This window comes from Microbacterium sp. A20 (genome assembly GCF_004794515.1).
In the GTDB taxonomy this organism is placed as follows: domain Bacteria; phylum Actinomycetota; class Actinomycetes; order Actinomycetales; family Microbacteriaceae; genus Microbacterium.
In genome coordinates this window covers 1-16,775 of record NZ_SSDF01000072.1, presented here as the reverse complement: position 1 = coordinate 16,775, position 16,775 = coordinate 1, and the positions used below count along the sequence as shown (strand labels likewise).

Below are 16,775 nucleotides of genomic sequence, written 5' to 3'. Positions count from 1 at the left end.
CACCGTGAACATCACCCAGACCGCCATCTCGCTCAACGTCCCCGACGTCGCCGCCTCGGCGTCTTTCGCGAAGACCCACTTCGGATTCGAGGAGGCCATGTCCGCCGAGGGCTTCGTCTCCCTGCAGCATCCTGACGCGCCCAACCTCATCTTCCTGCAGACCGGGCTGCAGACGTTCCGGCCTCAGGGGATCGCCGGCTCGGCAGGGCAGGGCACACTGCTCGTGTTCGTCGTCGCGGACATCGATGCGGAGTTCGCCCGCATCGCGACGAGCGCACGCGTCATCACTCCGCCGGAGACCGAGCCATGGGGTGAGCGCTACTGCCAGTTCGCCGACCCGAACGGCCTCGTCTGGCAGCTCGTCCAGTGGGTCTGAGCAGGTGACGACGAACGCCCCCTCGGTCGTCACCGAGGGGGCGTTCGTGTGAGGGCCGTCAGACTGCCGCGAGCTCCGGCTGACGCGTGCGGATCGAGCGGTTGACGCCCGAGACGATCGCCTTGAGGGATGCCGTCGAGATGTCACCGTCGATGCCGACGCCCCACAGCCGCTGGTCGCCGACCTGCAGCTCGACGTACGCGGCCGCCTGCGCGTCTCCGCCGGCGCTGAGAGCGTGCTCGACGTAGTCGTACACCGTGATGTCGAAGCCCTGACCGCGCAGCACCTCGACGAACGCCGCCACCGGGCCGTTGCCGTTGCCCGACACCGAGACCTGCTGGTCGTCGTCGCGCAGCACCACGTCGAGCACCACGTCACCGGACATGTCGCTGCGGGTCTGGGTCGCGAGCAGCTCGAACCGCCCCCACTTGGCCGCAGAGTCGTCGGCGGGCAGGTACTCGTCGTTGAAGATCGACCAGATCTGGTCGGACGTCACCTCGCCGCCCTCGGCATCCGTCTTGGCCTGCACGACACCGGAGAACTCGATCTGCAGCTTGCGCGGAAGATCGATCGCGTGATCCGACTTCAGCAGGTACGCGACGCCGCCCTTGCCGGACTGCGAATTGACGCGGATGACCGCCTCGTACGAGCGACCCAGATCCTTCGGGTCGACGGGCAGGTACGGGACCGCCCACTCGATCTCGTCGACCGTGACGCCCTCGGCGCTCGCCCGGGCCTCCATCGCCTCGAAGCCCTTCTTGATCGCATCCTGGTGCGATCCGCTGAACGCGGTGAAGACGAGGTCGCCGGCCCACGGGCTGCGCTCGGGCACGGGCAGCTGGTTGCAGTACTCGACCGTGCGCTTGACCTGGTCGATGTCACTGAAGTCGATCTGCGGATCGATGCCCTGGGTGAACAGGTTGATGCCGAGCGCGACGATGTCGACGTTGCCCGTGCGCTCGCCGTTGCCGAATAGGCAGCCCTCGATGCGGTCGGCGCCCGCCATGTAGCCGAGCTCGGCGGCGGCGATGGCGGTGCCGCGGTCGTTGTGCGGGTGCAGCGAGAGGATGATGTTCTCGCGATGGTTCAGGTGACGGCTCATCCACTCGATCGAGTCGGCGTAGACGTTCGGCGAAGCCATCTCGACCGTGGCCGGCAGGTTGATGATCACCTTGCGGTCAGGGGTCGGCTCGAAGACCTCGATCACCTGGTTGCAGATGTCGACGGCGAACTCGAGCTCGGTGCCGGTGTAGCTCTCGGGCGAGTACTCGTAGTAGACCTTCGTGTCCGGGATCGTCTTCTCGAACTTGCGGCACAGGCGCGCACCCTCGAGTGCGATGTCGATGATGCCCTGCTTGTCGGTGCGGAACACGACCTCGCGCTGCAGCACGCTCGTGGAGTTGTAGAGATGGACGATGGCCTGCTTGGCGCCGGCGATCGACTCATAGGTGCGCTCGATCAGGTGCTCGCGCGCCTGGGTCAGCACCTGGATGGTGACATCGTCGGGAATCAGGTTCTCTTCGATGAGCTGGCGCACGAAGTCGAAGTCCGTCTGGCTCGCCGATGGGAAGCCGACCTCGATCTCCTTGTAGCCCATGCTGACGAGCAGCTCGAACATGACCCGCTTGCGCTCGGGCGACATGGGGTCGATGAGAGCCTGGTTGCCGTCGCGGAGGTCGACGGCGCACCACCGCGGCGCCTCGGTGATGCGGGCGTCGGGCCAGGTGCGGTCAGGCAGGTGGACGGAGATCTGCTCGTGGAACGGCCGGTACTTGTGGATCGGCATCGCGGACGGGCGCTGAGTGTTCTGCATGATGGGGCTTCTTCTCTTCGTCAAGATGAACGGGCCAACACAAGCGCCGCGACGAGGAAGGCCCTAGCTTTAGGACTCGTCGCGGCAGCTAAGAAGAAGCAGACCGCCGAAAGGCATGTGGTCATGCTAGCAGGCATGTGCGGACGGTTTCGACGTGTCTGAGACGATCGGGCGCTCGGAGACACTCCCCCGTATGAGCACATCGCAGCGTCGCCTGATCCTCGCCGTGGCATCCGCCGTCGGACTCCTCACGTTGAGTGCCTGCACGGCGGGACCCGGCAGCTCGGCGGCCCCGACGAGCACGACCGTCCCGTCGGACCAGCGCCTCGAGGACGCGCTTCCCGAGCCGCCGGAGGGGCGCGTCATCGGGGTGGGCACCGTGCTGGATGACGCGGGCGACGTCGCGCTGTGCACGGGGGCGGTCATGGAGTCCTACCCACCGCAGTGCTCCGGCGTGCCACTGGACGAGTGGACCTGGGACGGTGTGGATGGCAGCGAGACCAGCGGTGACACGACGTGGGGCGAATACGCCGTCTACGCCACGTACGACGGCGAGCGGCTCACCCGGACCGACCCGCCGATCATGCTCGCGCTGTACGACACGGTCGCTCCCGAGGATCCGACGGGCGGCGTCGAAGGCTCGACGCCGGAGGACGAGCTGACCAGGGTCCAGGACGACATCTCCGCCCGCCTCGGGGCGGATGCACTCACCGTCTGGAGCGAGCGTGGATACGTCTGGCTGCAGGTCATCTGGGACGACGGCACGATCCAGGATGCGATGGATGCCGAGTACGGCGACGGTGTGGTGGTCGTGGAGTCGACCCTGCGCGAGATCGACTGACCTACGGGATCAGGGCGAGCTTGCCGCCGGGGTGGCCGGACGCCAGCAGTCGATGGGCGTCGCGTGCATCGGTGAGGGGGAACGTCCGGGCGACCGGCACCACGAGGTCGCCGTTCTGCGCGAGCGCGATCAGCTCGCTGCGCACCTCGTCGCGGAACCGGGCACTGGCGGGCATCGACCCGGCGATCGCAAGGATCCCCTCGGCCTCTGCGCGCCCCAGCGCGGCGATCGTGACGATGCGACGGCGATCGGCGACGAGGTCGAGGGACACGTCGACGGCCTCGTCGGTGCCGACGGCATCGAGCGCCGCGACGACCGGTCCGTCCGCGACCTCCCGGACCCGGTCGGCGAGCCCCGGACCGTAGCGGACGGGCTCTCCCCCGAACCGCCGTACCTCGTCGAACCGGTCGCTGCTCGCGGTGCCGATCACTCGGATGCCGCGGAGCCTGGCCTGTTGCAGCACGCTCACGCCGACCGCCCCCGAGGCGCCGTGGAGGATGACGGTCTCCCCCGGCGCTGCCCCGGTGACCGCCAGCATCTCGGCCGCAGTGGTGCCGACGAGAAGCAGGTTCGCCGCCTCCGGGTGCGTGAGCGTGGACGGCTTCGCGAAGACCTTCTCCGCCGGGACCGTGACCTCTGTCGCGTAGCCACCGCGCACCCGGAACGCGACGACTTCGCCTCCGATCGCCGCGGAACCGGAGCCGATCCGGGTGTCCGGGCCGACCGCGCTGAGCACACCGGACACCTCGTACCCGATCGGCACAGGGAACTCGAGGCCGGGGCGGCGGGACGCGACATGCTTCGCGTCCGCAGGATTCACGCCGGCCGCGTACACCCGGATCGTGACCTCACCGCGCCCGGGTGCCGACAGGCGCTCCTCGACGAACTCCCACGAATCCGGCGGGCCCGGCGCGGTCGCCACCCAGTGCTTCGCCAGCGGCAGTTCTCCCGACGACATCGACGGCGACACCGCTCAGAGGAGGCAGCGCAGGTTGGTGACCGTGCCGGAGACGTTGCTCCAGCTCCCGGCGGGCACGGTCTTCAGGACGGTCGAGCCATTGCGCACCTGCACGTATCCGATGCTGCGCGCGTTGGCAGCGGACTTGACCGAGAAACTCGACGGGATCGTGTGCACGGCGCAGGTGCCGAACGTGAGAGCCGCTCCACCGAGCGACGTGCTGTTGTAGGCGCAGATCCTGCCGGTGGTGCAGCTGCCCACCGACCACGCTGCCATCCCCGACGAGGCGGGGACGGTGAGTTCCATGCCAAGCTTGGGCCATACCGCGTGCCGCCCGTCGATGAGGATCCCGCCCGGCACCTCATCGAGTACCGCCGCGACCAGGGGATCGACCTCGCGCTCGTCCTCAACGGCGGCCGTGGCGGGGACTGCCCCGAGCGTCATGACCATCCCGAGCACGGCGACCGCCAGCAGCGAGCTGCGTCTCATCGCACGGTCTCCTCATCGAGATCCCACATCTGATACGAGATGATCGCGCCTGCGGGGAACACGTCATCGTCCTTCAACACCGTGCGCTCGACGCCCACGATCCGCCCGGTATCGCGCGACACCAGGACGAGGTCGCTCACGGCGCCGTCCGGGGACTGGGCCCGGACACCGGTCACCGCACGCCCCAGTCGGTCGGTCGTGTTCCCGAGAGCCTCACCGCCCCCGGCCTCCTCGAGCAGGAGAAGCAGCTCTTGGTGCTGGGCGTCGGTCAGGGTCCACTGATCGAGGACCGACGTGAGCGCCAGTCCGACGTCGTACGCGGTGGGATCCGCCGGCATCCCGAACGCCTCGAGCATCGCCACCATGTCGTCACGTGTCTCGCCGGGCACCGTCGTCCAAGGAGTGTCGAAATCCCCCGGCTCCATCACCAGATCGGTGACGACCTCGCCGCTGCTCGAGACCTCGGCGGCATTGCTGGCGACCGCGTCGGAAGGGTCATACGGCACTCCCGCGACGATGGTCATTCGCCCGGAGCCGTCCGGTTCCCACACGAGGGTCGAGAGCTGCGGCACGACTGTCGTGGTCTTCGCGTCGACATCGACCTGGAAGCCCCAGGAGGCAGTCCTGACGGTTCGCATCGGCGCCGTCGGCCCCGGGGTCTCGGCGAGAGCTGTCTCCGCGTCGTCGACAATCTGAGCGACAGTGCTCGATCCACTGAATTCGAGCGGTGCGGGGGTGCCCGCGACGGCGGCGCCCTGCGGAGAGAGCACCCCGATCACCAAAGCGGTGGAGGCGGCGACGGCCGTGAGCCCGCCGGCCCAGCCGAGTGTCTGCGCCCGCCGGCGCTTCGGTGCCACGTCGTTTCGGAGGATGCGGTCGCGGGTCGCGAGAGCACGGGCATCGGGTGGCGCATCACGGGAGGTCGGCGCAGGGTCGGCTTCGATCAGCATCCGCTCGAGCACGGCGTTGTCAGTCATCACCCGTTATCAGCCCCTCCAGGCCCAGCTCATCGCGCAGACGGTTCTGCGCGATGCCCAGCGTCTTGCGTACCCGGAACTCAGAAGCGCGCAACAACTCCGCGATCTCCCCCACCGCGAGTCCATCCCAGTACGTGAGCATGATGATACGCCGTTGGACCGGAGTGAGGACACCCAAAGCACGAACGACCTCCGAGCGACCTGCCGGTCCCGGCTGTTCGTCGGCGTCGGTCACTCCACCGGGAACGGCGTCGACGGCGCAGTTCGGCGTCGAAGAACGACGCGAGCGAGAGCGCAGACGTCGATCAGCGGCGCGGAGCAGCCAGACGCGACCGGGTGGTCGCGCCGGTCGCAATCGCGACCAGGCGTGCAGGAACACCTCGGAGACGATCTCGGTGACTTCCCCCTCGTCGCCGACGACGCCCTCGACGTGGTGCCGGACCGCCGCCCAGTGAGCGTCGAAGACTCGTGTGAAGACCTCGTTCCGCAGCGGATTCGGGTCATCGCTGCGGAAGCTCATGTCTGCGGGGTCGGCGGCCTTCCCGCCGCCATCGACGTGTGACCGGGCCTCATCTCAGAAGCCGAGCCGGCCGAGCTGCTTCGGGTCGCGCTGCCATTCCTTCGCGACCTTGACATGCAGCCCGAGGAACACACGGGTGCCGAGCAGCGCCTCGATGCCGACGCGGGCACGCGCGCCGACCTCGCTGAGCCGCTTGCCCTTGTGCCCAATGATGATCGCCTTCTGGCTGTCGCGCTCGACGACGATCGACGCGTGCACGTCGGTGAGATCGGTGCCCTCACGCGGCGCGATGTCGTCGATCACGACCGCGATCGAGTGCGGGAGCTCGTCGCGGACCCCTTCGAGAGCCGCCTCGCGGATCATCTCGGCGATGCGGTCCTCCTGCGACTCGTCGGTCGTGATCCCCTCCGGATACAGGGCGGGGCCCTTCGGCATCAGCAGCAGGATCTCGTCGGACAGGACGTCGAGCTGATCCCGCGTCAGTGCGGACAGCGGGATCACCGCGGACCAGTCCTCGCGCAGCGCATCGACCTCCAGCAGACGCTCGGTGATCTCGTCGCGGGCCGCGACATCGGTCTTCGTCACGATCGCGATCTTCTTGGCGCGCGGATAGCCGTCGAGCGACGCGGCGATACGGCGATCGCCCGGTCCGACCTTCTCGTTCGCCGGTACGCAGAACCCGATCACGTCGACGTCGCCGAGCACCTGCTCCACCAGGTCGTTCAGCCGCTCGCCGAGCAGTGTCCTCGGCTTGTGGATGCCCGGCGTGTCGACGATGACGAGCTGCCCCTCGGGGCGATTCACGATGCCGCGGATGGCGCGACGGGTGGTCTGCGGCTTCTCACTGGTGATGGCGATCTTCTCGCCGACGAGCGCGTTCGTCAGCGTCGACTTTCCGACGTTGGGGCGTCCGACGAAGGTCACGAATCCGCTTCGGGTGTCGTCAGTCATCGTGTCGATCTCCTTCATCCTGCGAAGCGTCAGGGTCTCCTGCCGCACGTTCCACGAACACCGTCGCGATCCCGCGACCACGGCCGCGAGAGGCTCCTCCGGTGAGGACCAGGCCCTCCACCGTCGCCGTCGCCCCGGGTTGCGGAACCTGTCCCAGCGCTTTGCCGAGCAGACCGCCGATCGAGTCGACGTCCTCGTCCTCGAGCTCGAGGCCGAAGAGGTCGCCCACGTCCTCCAGGGAGAGACGGGCACTCACGCGGTAACGTCCGTGACCGAGATCGACGAACTCTGCGGATACCTGATCGTACTCGTCGGAGATCTCGCCGACGAGCTCCTCGATCAGATCCTCGAGCGTCACGAGGCCCGAGATGCCGCCGTGCTCGTCGATCACCAGGCATACGTGCACGGCGTCGCGCTTCATCTGCTGCAGCAGCGTCTCGGCCCGCATCGACTCCGGCACGAAGGTCGCCGGTCGCGCGATCGGCCGGATGGACGCGGCGCGCCAGGCACTGTCGTCGCGATACGCGAACTGCACGAGGTCCTTGAGGTAGAGCACGCCGACGACGTCATCGGCGTCATCGTCCACGACGGGCATCCGGGAGACGCCGCGGTTCAGGAACAGCGACATCGCCTCGTCCGTGGTCGCGGTGGCATCGACGGTCACCATCTCGGTGCGCGGCACCATGACGGCGCGGACGAACTGGTCGGTGAAGTCGAACACCGAGTGGATGAGGTCTCGGTCGTCCTCCTCGATGAGGTCGTTCGATGCCGCCTCATCGACCATGCTGAGCAGCTGGTCCTCGCTGGCGAAGGAGCTGCGGCCCGTGCCGGGCGTGACCCTGTTGCCCAGCACGACGAGCGCCTGGGCGAGCGGTCCGAGGAAGATGCGGAGTCCGCGGACGATAGAGGCGGTGCCGCGGATCATGCCCTCCGCGTGCTGACGACCGAAAGACCGAGGGCTCGCGCCGACGAGCACGAACGTGATCGCCGTCATCAGCAGCGCGGCGGCGAGCATCGCCCACCAGTTGTTGTCGATGAGCATCGTGAAAGCGACGGTCACCAGCACCGCAGCGGTCACCTCGGCGAGCACGCGGATGAACGCGACCGCGTTGACATGCGCGTCCAGGTCGGCGGCGATGCGCCCCAGCGCCTTGGCCCGGCGCCCCTCCGTCGCCATGTCCGCGAGATTCGCGCGGGAAGCGACGCCGTAGGCAGCATCGATCGCGGCCATGAGACCGCCGAACGCCACCAACAGGACGGCGGCGACGAGAAGGAGGGCGGCCGTCATCGGCGACGTTCAGCCGCGGCGAAGCCCTGGATCAGTTCCTTCTGCAGTCCGAACATCTCACGCTCCTCGTCGGGCTCGGCGTGATCGAATCCGAGAAGGTGGAGCAGACCATGGGTGGTGAGCAGGATCAGCTCATCCATCAGGGTGTGACGCGCGGCCTGAGCCTGCGCCTCGGCCACCTGCGGGCACAGCACGATGTCGCCCAGGAGTCCGGGAGCGGTGGGGCGGTCCTCCGTACCCGGACGCAACTCGTCCATGGGGAAGCTGAGCACGTCGGTGGGTCCGGGCTCGTCCATCCACTGCACGTGGAGGGCTTCCATGGCGCCCTCGTCGACGAGGACGATCGCGACCTCGGCATCCGGGCTGACGTGCAGCTGCGCCAGGTTATAGTCCGTGAGCCGCTGCAGCACGGTCTCGTCGACGTCGATGGCCGACTCGTTGTTGATCTCGATCATGAGAGTCCTCGTTTCGGCATGCGGTCGCGTGGTCCGGGGCGCTGCGCTCCCCTGCGGTCGGCGCGGTTGGCGAACTCCGCCGCCTGCTCGCGCTCGAATCGCTGTGCTGTTCGCTTCTCGTCGTACTCGCTGTATGCGTCGACGATGCGTCCGACCAGCGAGTGGCGGACGACGTCGTCGCTGGTCAGACGGGAGAAGTGGATGTCGTCGATGCCGTCGAGCACGCGCGTGACCAGACGGAGTCCGGAGGAGCCCTGCGGGAGGTCGACCTGGGTGATGTCACCCGTCACGACCATGCGCGTGCCGAAGCCGAGGCGTGTGAGGAACATCTTCATCTGCTCGGGCGTGGTGTTCTGCGCCTCGTCGAGCACCACGAACGAGTCGTTGAGCGTGCGCCCGCGCATGTAAGCGAGGGGCGCGACCTCGATGGTCCCCGTCGCCATGAGGCGCGGCACGATCTCGGGGTCCATCATCTCGTTGAGCGCGTCGTACAGCGGTCGGAGATACGGATCGATCTTGTCGGTCAGCGTCCCGGGAAGGAATCCGAGCCGCTCGCCCGCCTCGACGGCCGGACGGGTGAGGATGATGCGCGTGACCTCCTTGCGCTGCAGTGCCTGCACGGCCTTCGCCATCGCCAGGTAGGTCTTGCCGGTACCAGCGGGGCCGATACCGAAGACGATCGTGTTCTCCTCGATCGCGTCGACGTACTCCTTCTGCCCGAGGGTCTTCGGACGGATCACCTTGCCGCGCGTGGTCAGGATCGCCTCGCCCAGGACCTCGCTCGGCCGCGGACCGCCCTCCTGGCGCAGCATGCGGGCAGAGCTGGAGACGTCGCTCGGAGCCAGATCATGGCCGGCTCTCGTCATGGCGAGCAGTTCTTCGACGAGGGCCTTCGCCTTCGCGACCGCATCCGCGTCGCCGCCGAGGGTGATCTCGTTGCCGCGCACGAGCACCTGCACATCGCGGTGCTCCTTCTCGAGCATCCGCAGCAGCCGGTCCTGCGGTCCGAGCAGCTGCACCATGGCGACGCCGTCGGCGTAGATCTTCTCGACCGCCTCGGGCGGTCGACCGCCCAGACTGCGCTCCTGCGGTTCGTTGTTGTCAGGCACCGACACTCTTCTCGGTCAATCCCCCGGCCAGCACATGCGCGTGGACGTGGAAAACGGTCTGTCCGGCGTTCGCGCCGGTGTTGAAGACGAGACGGAAGTCGCCGTCTTCCGTGTGCTCGGCGGCCAGCTTCCCGGCGAACGCCACCATCTCGGCCAGCAGCGACGGATCCCCCGCGGCGAGTTCTGTGACGTCGCGGTACTCCGCGGTCTTCGGGACCACGAGGAGATGCACCGGCGCCTGCGGGGCGATGTCCCGCAGCGCGAACAGGCGATCGGTCTCGCCGAGGATCTCGGCCGGGATCTCCCCGTTCAGAATGCGCGTGAAGATCGAGGGTTCCGTCATGCCCTCAAGTCTACTGATCACCGCGCCCGTGGCGCCCTGGGGCCTCGACGGCCGGAACCGGGATCACCAGCGGCCGAGCGCCACCGACAGCACGGCGATCGCCGCCGGGCCCGCCGTGGACGTCCGCAGCACCGTGTCGCCCAGGAGCACGCGTTCTGCCCCCGCCGCCGTCAGCCAGTCGAGCTCCTCCTCGGCGATCCCGCCTTCCGGCCCCACGACCAGAACGAGATCACGACCGTCAGCCTCGATCTCGGAGAGACGCACGGAGGCCGTCGGATCGAGCAGCAGCATCCGCTGCGAAGCCGCCCGTTCGGCGAGCTGCTTCGTCGAGACGGGGGCGGTGACCTCGGGCACCCAGGCCCGATGGGCCTGCTTCGCGGCCTCGCGCACGATGGTCGCCCAGCGCTCGCGCCCCTTCACCGCCTTCGGACCCTCCCACCGCGACACGCTGCGACTCGCCTGCCACGGCACGATCTCGTCGACCCCGAGCTCGCACGCCGCCTGCACGGCCAGCTCATCGCGGTCGCCCTTCGCGAGCGCCTGGACCAGGACGACCCGCGGGCTCGGAGCCGGATGCTCGACGCGGTCGGAGATACGCACCTCGACGCGGCTCGGAGACACCTCTTCGGCCGCACCGGTCAGCCACACACCCGCGCCGTCGCCGACCGTGACCGCCTCGCCGACGCGCAGCCGCCGCACGACGGCCGCATGCTTCGCCTCCGCGCCCGTCAGCGACACGAGATCGCCGACTCCGGCACCCGCCGAGGACTCCACGAGGAAGTGCAGTGCCATGATCAGTGGCTGCGGAAACGGTCGCGGAGCTTCGAGAAGAGTCCTGGCTGGAACTGCGCGAGCTGCGGATCCGGTGCCTTGGCCTTCTTCGCGAAGTCCTCGATCAGCGCGCGCTGCGCGGAGTCGAGCTTGGTCGGTGTCAGCACCTGCACGCCCACGCGGAGGTCCCCGCGCTGGGTGCCGCGGAGCGGGGTGATGCCCCTCCCCTTGATGGTCAGGACGTCCCCGGACTGCACGCCGGAACGGATCTCGAGATCGACCTCGCCGTCGAGTCCCTGGATCGTGGTCTCGGTGCCGAGGATCGCGTCGGTCATCGACACCTCGAGCGTGGCCAGCAGGTCGTCGCCCTCCCGACTGAAGGCGGGGTGGGCGTTGACCGTGACCTCGACGTACAGGTCGCCGTTGGGGCCGCCCGCCTTGCCGACCTCTCCCGAGCCGGGCAGCTGGAGGCGCAGACCGGTCTCGACGCCGGCAGGGATGTCGAGCGAGACCGTGCGACGCGAACGCACGCGACCCTGGCCGCCGCAGGTGCCGCACGGGAACGGGATGGTGGTGCCGTAGCCCTCGCAGGTGCCGCAGGGCTGGGAGGTGACGACGTTGCCGAGCAGGCTGCGCACCTGGCGCTGCACATGGCCGGAGCCGCCGCAGATGTCGCAGGTGACCGGGGAGGTCCCCTCCTGGCAGCAGGAGCCGTTGCACGTCTCGCAAAGCACCGCGGTGTCGACGTCGATGTCGCGGTGCGCACCGAACACGACGTCGCCGAGGTCGAGCGTGACACGGACGAGCGCGTCCTGGCCGCGCTCCCTGCGCGAGCGGGGTCGCGCCCCGCGACCGCCGCCCTGGGACGCGCCGAAGAACGTCTCGAAGATGTCGCCGAAACCGCCGAATCCGCCGAAGTTGCCGGCAGCGCCGTCTCCCCCGCCCATGTCATAGCGGCGCCGTGACTCGTCGTCGCTCAGCACGTCGTACGCGTGCGTGACGAGCTTGAACTTCTCCGCCGCATCCTCACCGGGATTCACGTCCGGGTGCAGCTGTCGCGCGAGGCGTCGATACGCCTTCTTGATCTCGTCGGTGGAAGCGTCTCGGGACACCCCGAGAACCTCATAGTGGTCCGCCACAATCGCCTTTCTGCGTGTGTCTTCCGGCGCGACCGCGTCAGCGGCCGGCCTCGTCTTCGTCGAGCATCCGCGACAGGTAGCGGGCGACGGCCCGCGCCGCAGCGAGGTTGCTCGGGTAGTCCATCCGCGTCGGCCCCATCACGCCGACGCGCGCGGTGCCGCTGGGTGCGGCGTAGTTGCTGGCGACGATAGATGCCTCGCCCAGACCGAACGGCGCATTCTCGGTGCCGATGCTGGCGGCGAGCCCGTGCTCGTCGGTCACCATCTCGCTCATCAGCCGCAGCAGCGTCACCTGCTCCTCGATGGCCTCGAGGAGCGGATGGATGCTGCCGCGGAAGTCCTGCTCACGGCGGGCCAGCGTGGCCGCTCCCGCCATCACCAGACGCTCCTGTCGGAACCCGCCGAGCTCATCCATGACGACGCTCGCGATCGCGCGCAGCACGAGGTCTTTCGGAGCGTCTTCCGCGGCCAGCAGGGTCTGGAGCCGGTCGGAGGCCTCGCCGATGCCGTGGCCGGTGATCAAGGCGGCCATGCGCGCACGCAGCACCGCCATCTCGGCCTCGTCGATGGCCTCCGGCAAAAGCGCCACGCGTTGCGACACACCGCCGGCGTCCGTCACCAGCACGATGAGGAGTCGATTGGGCGCCAGTGCGACCAGCTCGACGTGCGTGACATGAGCCCGTGCGAACGACGGGTACTGCGCGAGCGCGACCTGACCGGTGAGCTGCGTCAGCACCCGCACGGTGCGCACCATCAGATCGTCGAGGTCGGCGGGCTCACCGAGGAACGATTCGATCGCCGAGCGCTGGGCCGACGAGAGCGGCCGCAACTGCGCCAGGTGATTCACGAAGACGCGGTAGCCCTTGTCGGTCGGCACCCGACCGGACGAGGTGTGCGGAGCCGTGATGAGCTCCTCATCCTCGAGCAGCGCCATGTCGTTGCGGATCGTCGCCGCCGAGACGCCGAAGGAGTGCCGGTCGACGATGGAGCGGCTGCCGACGGGCTCGTGGGTCTCGACGTAGTCCTGCACGATCGCGCGGAGAACCTGGAGTCCTCGCTCTGTGACCATCGCCCTTCCCTTCCGCTGGCACTCGGACGTTCAGAGTGCCAATCCTACCCCGTGCAGCTCCGGATTCTCCGTACCGCGGACACCCGACCCTAGGATGACGCTCATGACCTCCTCGCCTCAGACCACGCTGTCGACCGGCGCCGTGCGCGGTTCCGAAGAGGAGGGGGTCGCCCGTTTCCTCGGCATCCCCTATGCCGCACCGCCGTTCGGGGAGAACAGGTTCCGAGCGCCACAGCCGGCACGCGCGTGGGAGGGCATCCGGGAGGCGACGCAGTTCGGCCCCACTGCGCCACAGCTCCCGTATGCCGGCGCGATCGGCGAGCTCCTCGGCTCGGTGCGCATCGACGGCGACGACATCCTCACGGCCAACGTCTGGGCGCCGATCGGGGCTTCGGCGGCACCGGTGCTTCTGTGGATCCACGGCGGCGCGCTGGAGCGCGGCACCGCCGCTCTGCCCCTCTACGACGGCACGGTGTTCGCGAAGGCGGGGATCGTCTTCGTCTCGATCAACTACCGTCTGGGATCGGAGGGATTCTCGGTGCTCGAGGATGCGCCGAGGAACCTGGGCCTGCGCGATGCCGCCGCGGGGTTGGCGTGGGTGCATCGCGAGATCTCCGCCTTCGGCGGCGATCCGGCGCAGATCACCGCGATGGGAGAATCCGCCGGCGGGGCGATCGTCGCCGGGCTTCTCGCGCGAGAGGATTCCCGCGCGCCGATCCATCGCGCCATCATCGAATCCGGGCCGCTCGCTGCGCAACCGGTGAAGAAGGCGGGCCGGGTGACCGCGCAGCTCGCGAAGAGACTCGGGGTCCGCGCCGACCGCGCCGCGTTCGCCGAGGTCTCGCCCGAACAGCTGCTCGCTGCCAGGAAGGCGCAGTCCGCCGGATCCTCTCCGCTGGGTGGAGCTCCCGGCTTCCAGTTCGCCATCGACCCGGAGAGCCTGCCCCGCTCTCCGCACGAGGTGCTCGGCGAGATCGACACACCGATCCTGATCGGCAGCAACACCGACGAGTACCGCCTGTGGTTCCCACCCGAAGCACTGGCCGGGATCGGCGAGCTGAAGCTGCAGGCCGCGCGGATCCTCTCCCGCATCCCACGACGTGCGGTGCGCGCGTACCGTGCGGCCTTCCCCGGAGCGAGCACGGGCGAGGTGTTCGGGCAGCTCGTCACGGACATACTGCTGCGGGCGCCGTTGAGCCGCCTGGCAGCCGCACGGCCGGATCTCACCCACGTGTACGAGTTCGCGTGGCCGAGCCCGGTTCGCGATCTGCGCGCCGCGCACGCACTGGAGCTCGGGTTCGTGTTCGATCGCCTCACGGACGACGAGACGGTGCGGTTGGCGGGCCCCGGCGCGCCGCAGGCGCTCGCGGACGAGATGAACGCGGCCTGGATCGGATTCGTCACGAACGGCGACCCGGGCTGGCCGGTGTACGGCTCCGGCCGACAGACGCGGATCTTCGATGCCACGAGTGCGACGCTGCCACAGCGCCGAACGACGGGGATGGATCTGCTCCCGGGCTGAACCGCCCCCGATCAGGGGGTCAGTCGGTGAGCTCCCGCACCACGGCATCCGCGAGAAGTCGACCGCGCAGCGTGAGCTGGACACGGCCCCGGATGGCGGCGGACGGGTCCACGAGCCCGTCGGCGATCAGCCCGGCGACGCGACTCCGGTTCGCGGCGGGCACCTCGTCAACCGCGATCCCCTCACGGATGCGGCTCAGCAGCAGGATGCGCTCCAGCGTCCGCGACTCGGCGTCCGGCCGTTCCGTTCCTGCTGCGGGCGACTCGGATGCCGCGAGCCGCTGTGCGTACGCCGCGGGGTGCTTCACGTTCCACCAGCGCAGCCCGGCGACGTGGCTGTGCGCACCGGGGCCGAAGCCCCACCAGTCGCTCCCCCGCCAGTATGCGAGATTGTGTCGCGAGCGCTGCTCGGGCGTACGCGCCCAGTTGCTGACCTCGTACCAGTCGAAGCCACCCGCCGCGAGACGCGCATCGGCGAGCTCGTACATGTCGGCCTGCAGATCGTCATCGGGGGTCGGAACCTCTCCGCGGCGGATCTGGCGGGCGAGCTTCGTCCCGTCCTCGATGATCAGGGCGTACGCGGAGATGTGGTCGGATTCGAGCGCGAGAGCCGCGTCGAGCGAGGCCTCCCAATCCGCGAGCGACTCCCCCGGCGCCCCATAGATCAGATCGACGCTGACGGCGAGACCGGCGTCCTTCGCCGCAGCGACCGCGGTGGTCACGTTCTCAGGCCGATGTGTGCGGTCGAGGGAGGCGAGCACGTGCGGCACGGCCGACTGCATGCCGACCGACATCCGCGTGACACCGGCGGCGGCCAGCGTGCGCGCGACCGCGGGCGTCACCGTATCGGGATTCGCCTCGACGGTGACCTCCGCGCCCTCCGCCAATCCGAAGGCTGAGGTCGCAGCCTCCAGCATCCGAGCGAGGTCGCCGGCCGGCAGCAGCGTGGGCGTCCCTCCGCCGAAGAAGACGGTGTCCATCGGCCGTAGCGCTCCCGCGTCGGCCAGCACCCGGCGGGCGAGGTCGATCTCGGAGACCAGCGTCGATGCGTAGTCCTCCTGCTTGGCGCCGCGGAGCTCGGTCGAGGTGTACGTGTTGAAGTCGCAGTAGCCGCAGCGCACCGTGCAGAACGGGATGTGCAGGTAGGCCGAGAACGGCACGCTCGTGTCGACGGGAAGGTCGTCGGGCAGATGCCCGTCCGCCGGCGCAGGGTCTCCCAGAGGAAGCGGTCCCGCCATCACAGGGGGGTCGCGTACAGCGGCGAGATCGCGCGGAGGTAGCGCGCGAAGAGCTCACGACGGCGGCGTTTGACGAGCGCAGGCACCAGCCGGTACGCGAGCGCATGGGGAGCGTCGAACGCGCGGACGGTGAACCAGACCTCGTCGTTGTCTTCCCGCCAGTCGACGTCGAACGACTCTTCGCCGCGGACGACCGATCCGCCGACCGTGCCGAGGACGAAGCCGATGCGGCGGGTCTCCTCGGTCACGGAGATCACGCGAAGCTCCGCGTCTGCACGCATGCTTCCGACGCGCCCACGCAGATGAAGCGTCATCCCCGCGCCCACGTACGGCATTCCCTCCGCGTCGTAGCGAGGCTCGACGTCGCGCTTGCTCGGCGCGATCGGGTTGCCCTCGGCGTCGAAGCTCACCCCCGCATAGGCGGGACCCGGCGCTGGCCGCACGTCTTCGACGGAGAGTCCGGCCGCGCGCTGAGCCGTCCAGGACAGGAGCGCGTCACCGGCGGTCTGGAAGCGCTCGAGGCCGCTGCCGATCCGCCAGGATTCCTCCGCCGGGATGCTGCGCTCCGGCGGGTACTGCATCAGATCGGGCGCGTGGGTCGCACCCACGGCCGCATAGTCCACCGTGTCGTCTCGGAAAGTCCCGCGCCGCATGAGTTCCAGCCTACTTCCCGTTACCTGGGCGAACACCCCCACGCGCCGCACGGCGACACATCCCGGGTACCGAGCCCGTCGCCCCTGGGTCCCTGAGCCCGTCACCCCTGGGTCCCTGAGCCTGTCGCCCCTGGGTCCCTGAGCCTGTCACCCCTGGGTCCCTGAGCCTGTCGAAGGGCCGCCCTAGGGCCCCTGAGCCTGTCACCCCTGGGTCCCTGAGCCTGTCGAAGGGCCGCCCCTGGGCCCCTGAGCCTGTCACCCTGG

Annotated in this window: 18 protein-coding genes; 3 read left to right on the top strand and 15 right to left on the bottom strand. The window is 69.0% G+C overall.

Annotation, left to right across the window (positions count from 1 at the left end; translation table 11 throughout):
- Positions 1 to 4: 4 nt before the first annotated feature.
- The gene (locus tag DW298_RS08435) at positions 5 to 376 is read left to right on the top strand and encodes a VOC family protein (RefSeq protein WP_136042008.1); all 372 of its coding nucleotides are present in this window, start codon (positions 5 to 7) and stop codon (positions 374 to 376) included.
- A 58-nt stretch (positions 377 to 434) separates the two neighbouring features.
- Here DW298_RS08435 and leuA read toward each other — a convergent pair whose 3' ends face one another.
- Entirely contained in the window at positions 435 to 2,189 is a 1,755-nt protein-coding gene (gene leuA / locus DW298_RS08430; RefSeq protein WP_136042007.1) for a 2-isopropylmalate synthase, read from the bottom strand.
- A gap of 193 nt (positions 2,190 to 2,382) precedes the next feature.
- Here leuA and DW298_RS08425 point away from each other — a divergent pair, with 193 nt between their 5' ends.
- Positions 2,383 to 3,030 (top strand): hypothetical protein, encoded by a 648-nt coding sequence (locus tag DW298_RS08425; protein WP_136042006.1) that lies wholly within the window; start codon positions 2,383 to 2,385, stop codon positions 3,028 to 3,030.
- 1 nt (position 3,031) lies between these two features.
- Here DW298_RS08425 and DW298_RS08420 read toward each other — a convergent pair whose 3' ends face one another.
- From DW298_RS08420 to hrcA, 12 genes are all read right to left on the bottom strand, one after another.
- Positions 3,032 to 3,988: an NADP-dependent oxidoreductase gene (locus DW298_RS08420; RefSeq protein ID WP_136042005.1), complete on the bottom strand. Its 957-nt coding sequence runs from the start codon at positions 3,986 to 3,988 to the stop codon at positions 3,032 to 3,034.
- Between the two features lie 15 nt (positions 3,989 to 4,003).
- Positions 4,004 to 4,477: a hypothetical protein gene (locus DW298_RS08415; RefSeq protein WP_136042004.1), complete on the bottom strand. Its 474-nt coding sequence runs from the start codon at positions 4,475 to 4,477 to the stop codon at positions 4,004 to 4,006.
- Positions 4,474 to 5,454, bottom strand: a complete 981-nt coding sequence (locus tag DW298_RS08410; protein WP_136042003.1) for a hypothetical protein — start codon at positions 5,452 to 5,454, stop codon at positions 4,474 to 4,476. Before DW298_RS08410 ends, DW298_RS08415 begins: the two co-directional genes overlap by 4 nt.
- A complete protein-coding gene (locus DW298_RS08405; RefSeq protein ID WP_136042002.1) occupies positions 5,447 to 5,974 on the bottom strand; it encodes a sigma-70 family RNA polymerase sigma factor in 528 nt (175 codons plus the stop codon). Before DW298_RS08405 ends, DW298_RS08410 begins: the two co-directional genes overlap by 8 nt.
- A 54-nt stretch (positions 5,975 to 6,028) precedes the next feature.
- Complete coding sequence (era, locus tag DW298_RS08400; protein ID WP_168429529.1) at positions 6,029 to 6,925, bottom strand: GTPase Era; 897 nt, start codon at positions 6,923 to 6,925, stop codon at positions 6,029 to 6,031.
- Positions 6,918 to 8,213, bottom strand: coding sequence for a hemolysin family protein (locus DW298_RS08395; protein ID WP_136042000.1), 1,296 nt, complete (start codon positions 8,211 to 8,213; stop codon positions 6,918 to 6,920). Before DW298_RS08395 ends, era begins: the two co-directional genes overlap by 8 nt.
- Positions 8,210 to 8,668, bottom strand: a complete 459-nt coding sequence (gene ybeY, locus DW298_RS08390) for an rRNA maturation RNase YbeY (protein WP_029261717.1) — start codon at positions 8,666 to 8,668, stop codon at positions 8,210 to 8,212. Before ybeY ends, DW298_RS08395 begins: the two co-directional genes overlap by 4 nt.
- Positions 8,665 to 9,690: a PhoH family protein gene (locus DW298_RS08385; RefSeq protein WP_240745075.1), complete on the bottom strand. Its 1,026-nt coding sequence runs from the start codon at positions 9,688 to 9,690 to the stop codon at positions 8,665 to 8,667. Before DW298_RS08385 ends, ybeY begins: the two co-directional genes overlap by 4 nt.
- Positions 9,691 to 9,769: 79 nt before the next feature.
- Positions 9,770 to 10,120 carry an HIT domain-containing protein gene (locus tag DW298_RS08380; protein WP_136041999.1) on the bottom strand — a complete coding sequence of 117 codons (351 nt, stop codon included), beginning with the start codon at positions 10,118 to 10,120 and terminating at the stop codon, positions 9,770 to 9,772.
- Between the two features lie 63 nt (positions 10,121 to 10,183).
- The gene (locus DW298_RS08375) at positions 10,184 to 10,912 is read right to left on the bottom strand and encodes a 16S rRNA (uracil(1498)-N(3))-methyltransferase (protein WP_136041998.1); all 729 of its coding nucleotides are present in this window, start codon (positions 10,910 to 10,912) and stop codon (positions 10,184 to 10,186) included.
- 2 nt (positions 10,913 to 10,914) lie between these two features.
- Positions 10,915 to 12,030, bottom strand: coding sequence for a molecular chaperone DnaJ (gene dnaJ / locus DW298_RS08370; RefSeq protein ID WP_136041997.1), 1,116 nt, complete (start codon positions 12,028 to 12,030; stop codon positions 10,915 to 10,917).
- A 37-nt stretch (positions 12,031 to 12,067) separates the two neighbouring features.
- Entirely contained in the window at positions 12,068 to 13,099 is a 1,032-nt protein-coding gene (gene hrcA, locus DW298_RS08365) for a heat-inducible transcriptional repressor HrcA (protein ID WP_136041996.1), read from the bottom strand.
- 103 nt (positions 13,100 to 13,202) lie between these two features.
- Between hrcA and DW298_RS08360 the strand changes: the two genes are divergently transcribed.
- Positions 13,203 to 14,621 (top strand): carboxylesterase family protein, encoded by a 1,419-nt coding sequence (locus tag DW298_RS08360; RefSeq protein WP_240745071.1) that lies wholly within the window; start codon positions 13,203 to 13,205, stop codon positions 14,619 to 14,621.
- Positions 14,622 to 14,640: 19 nt separating this feature from the next.
- Here DW298_RS08360 and hemW read toward each other — a convergent pair whose 3' ends face one another.
- Together hemW and DW298_RS08350 are read right to left on the bottom strand one after the other, a co-directional pair.
- Positions 14,641 to 15,858, bottom strand: a complete 1,218-nt coding sequence (gene hemW, locus DW298_RS08355; RefSeq protein WP_136041994.1) for a radical SAM family heme chaperone HemW — start codon at positions 15,856 to 15,858, stop codon at positions 14,641 to 14,643.
- Positions 15,858 to 16,511: a DUF1990 family protein gene (locus DW298_RS08350; RefSeq protein ID WP_136041993.1), complete on the bottom strand. Its 654-nt coding sequence runs from the start codon at positions 16,509 to 16,511 to the stop codon at positions 15,858 to 15,860. Before DW298_RS08350 ends, hemW begins: the two co-directional genes overlap by 1 nt.
- Positions 16,512 to 16,775: the final 264 nt, after the last annotated feature.

What these genes read in the sequence shown, in the direction of transcription:
- DW298_RS08405 (WP_136042002.1), bottom strand. Translation starts at nt 5,974, where the DNA reads ATGAGCTTCCGCAGCGATGACCCGAATCCGCTGCGGAACGAGGTCTTC.
- DW298_RS08420 (WP_136042005.1), bottom strand. Translation starts at nt 3,988, where the DNA reads ATGTCGTCGGGAGAACTGCCGCTGGCGAAGCACTGGGTGGCGACCGCG.
- DW298_RS08395 (WP_136042000.1), bottom strand. Translation starts at nt 8,213, where the DNA reads ATGACGGCCGCCCTCCTTCTCGTCGCCGCCGTCCTGTTGGTGGCGTTC.
- era (WP_168429529.1), bottom strand. Translation starts at nt 6,925, where the DNA reads ATGACTGACGACACCCGAAGCGGATTCGTGACCTTCGTCGGACGCCCC.
- DW298_RS08375 (WP_136041998.1), bottom strand. Translation starts at nt 10,912, where the DNA reads ATGGCACTGCACTTCCTCGTGGAGTCCTCGGCGGGTGCCGGAGTCGGC.
- hemW (WP_136041994.1), bottom strand. Translation starts at nt 15,858, where the DNA reads ATGGCGGGACCGCTTCCTCTGGGAGACCCTGCGCCGGCGGACGGGCAT.
- DW298_RS08360 (WP_240745071.1), top strand. Translation starts at nt 13,203, where the DNA reads ATGACCTCCTCGCCTCAGACCACGCTGTCGACCGGCGCCGTGCGCGGT.
- DW298_RS08350 (WP_136041993.1), bottom strand. Translation starts at nt 16,511, where the DNA reads ATGCGGCGCGGGACTTTCCGAGACGACACGGTGGACTATGCGGCCGTG.
- DW298_RS08425 (WP_136042006.1), top strand. Translation starts at nt 2,383, where the DNA reads ATGAGCACATCGCAGCGTCGCCTGATCCTCGCCGTGGCATCCGCCGTC.
- DW298_RS08410 (WP_136042003.1), bottom strand. Translation starts at nt 5,454, where the DNA reads ATGACTGACAACGCCGTGCTCGAGCGGATGCTGATCGAAGCCGACCCT.
- leuA (WP_136042007.1), bottom strand. Translation starts at nt 2,189, where the DNA reads ATGCAGAACACTCAGCGCCCGTCCGCGATGCCGATCCACAAGTACCGG.
- hrcA (WP_136041996.1), bottom strand. Translation starts at nt 13,099, where the DNA reads ATGGTCACAGAGCGAGGACTCCAGGTTCTCCGCGCGATCGTGCAGGAC.
- DW298_RS08415 (WP_136042004.1), bottom strand. Translation starts at nt 4,477, where the DNA reads ATGAGACGCAGCTCGCTGCTGGCGGTCGCCGTGCTCGGGATGGTCATG.
- DW298_RS08380 (WP_136041999.1), bottom strand. Translation starts at nt 10,120, where the DNA reads ATGACGGAACCCTCGATCTTCACGCGCATTCTGAACGGGGAGATCCCG.
- ybeY (WP_029261717.1), bottom strand. Translation starts at nt 8,668, where the DNA reads ATGATCGAGATCAACAACGAGTCGGCCATCGACGTCGACGAGACCGTG.
- DW298_RS08385 (WP_240745075.1), bottom strand. Translation starts at nt 9,690, where the DNA reads ATGGTGCAGCTGCTCGGACCGCAGGACCGGCTGCTGCGGATGCTCGAG.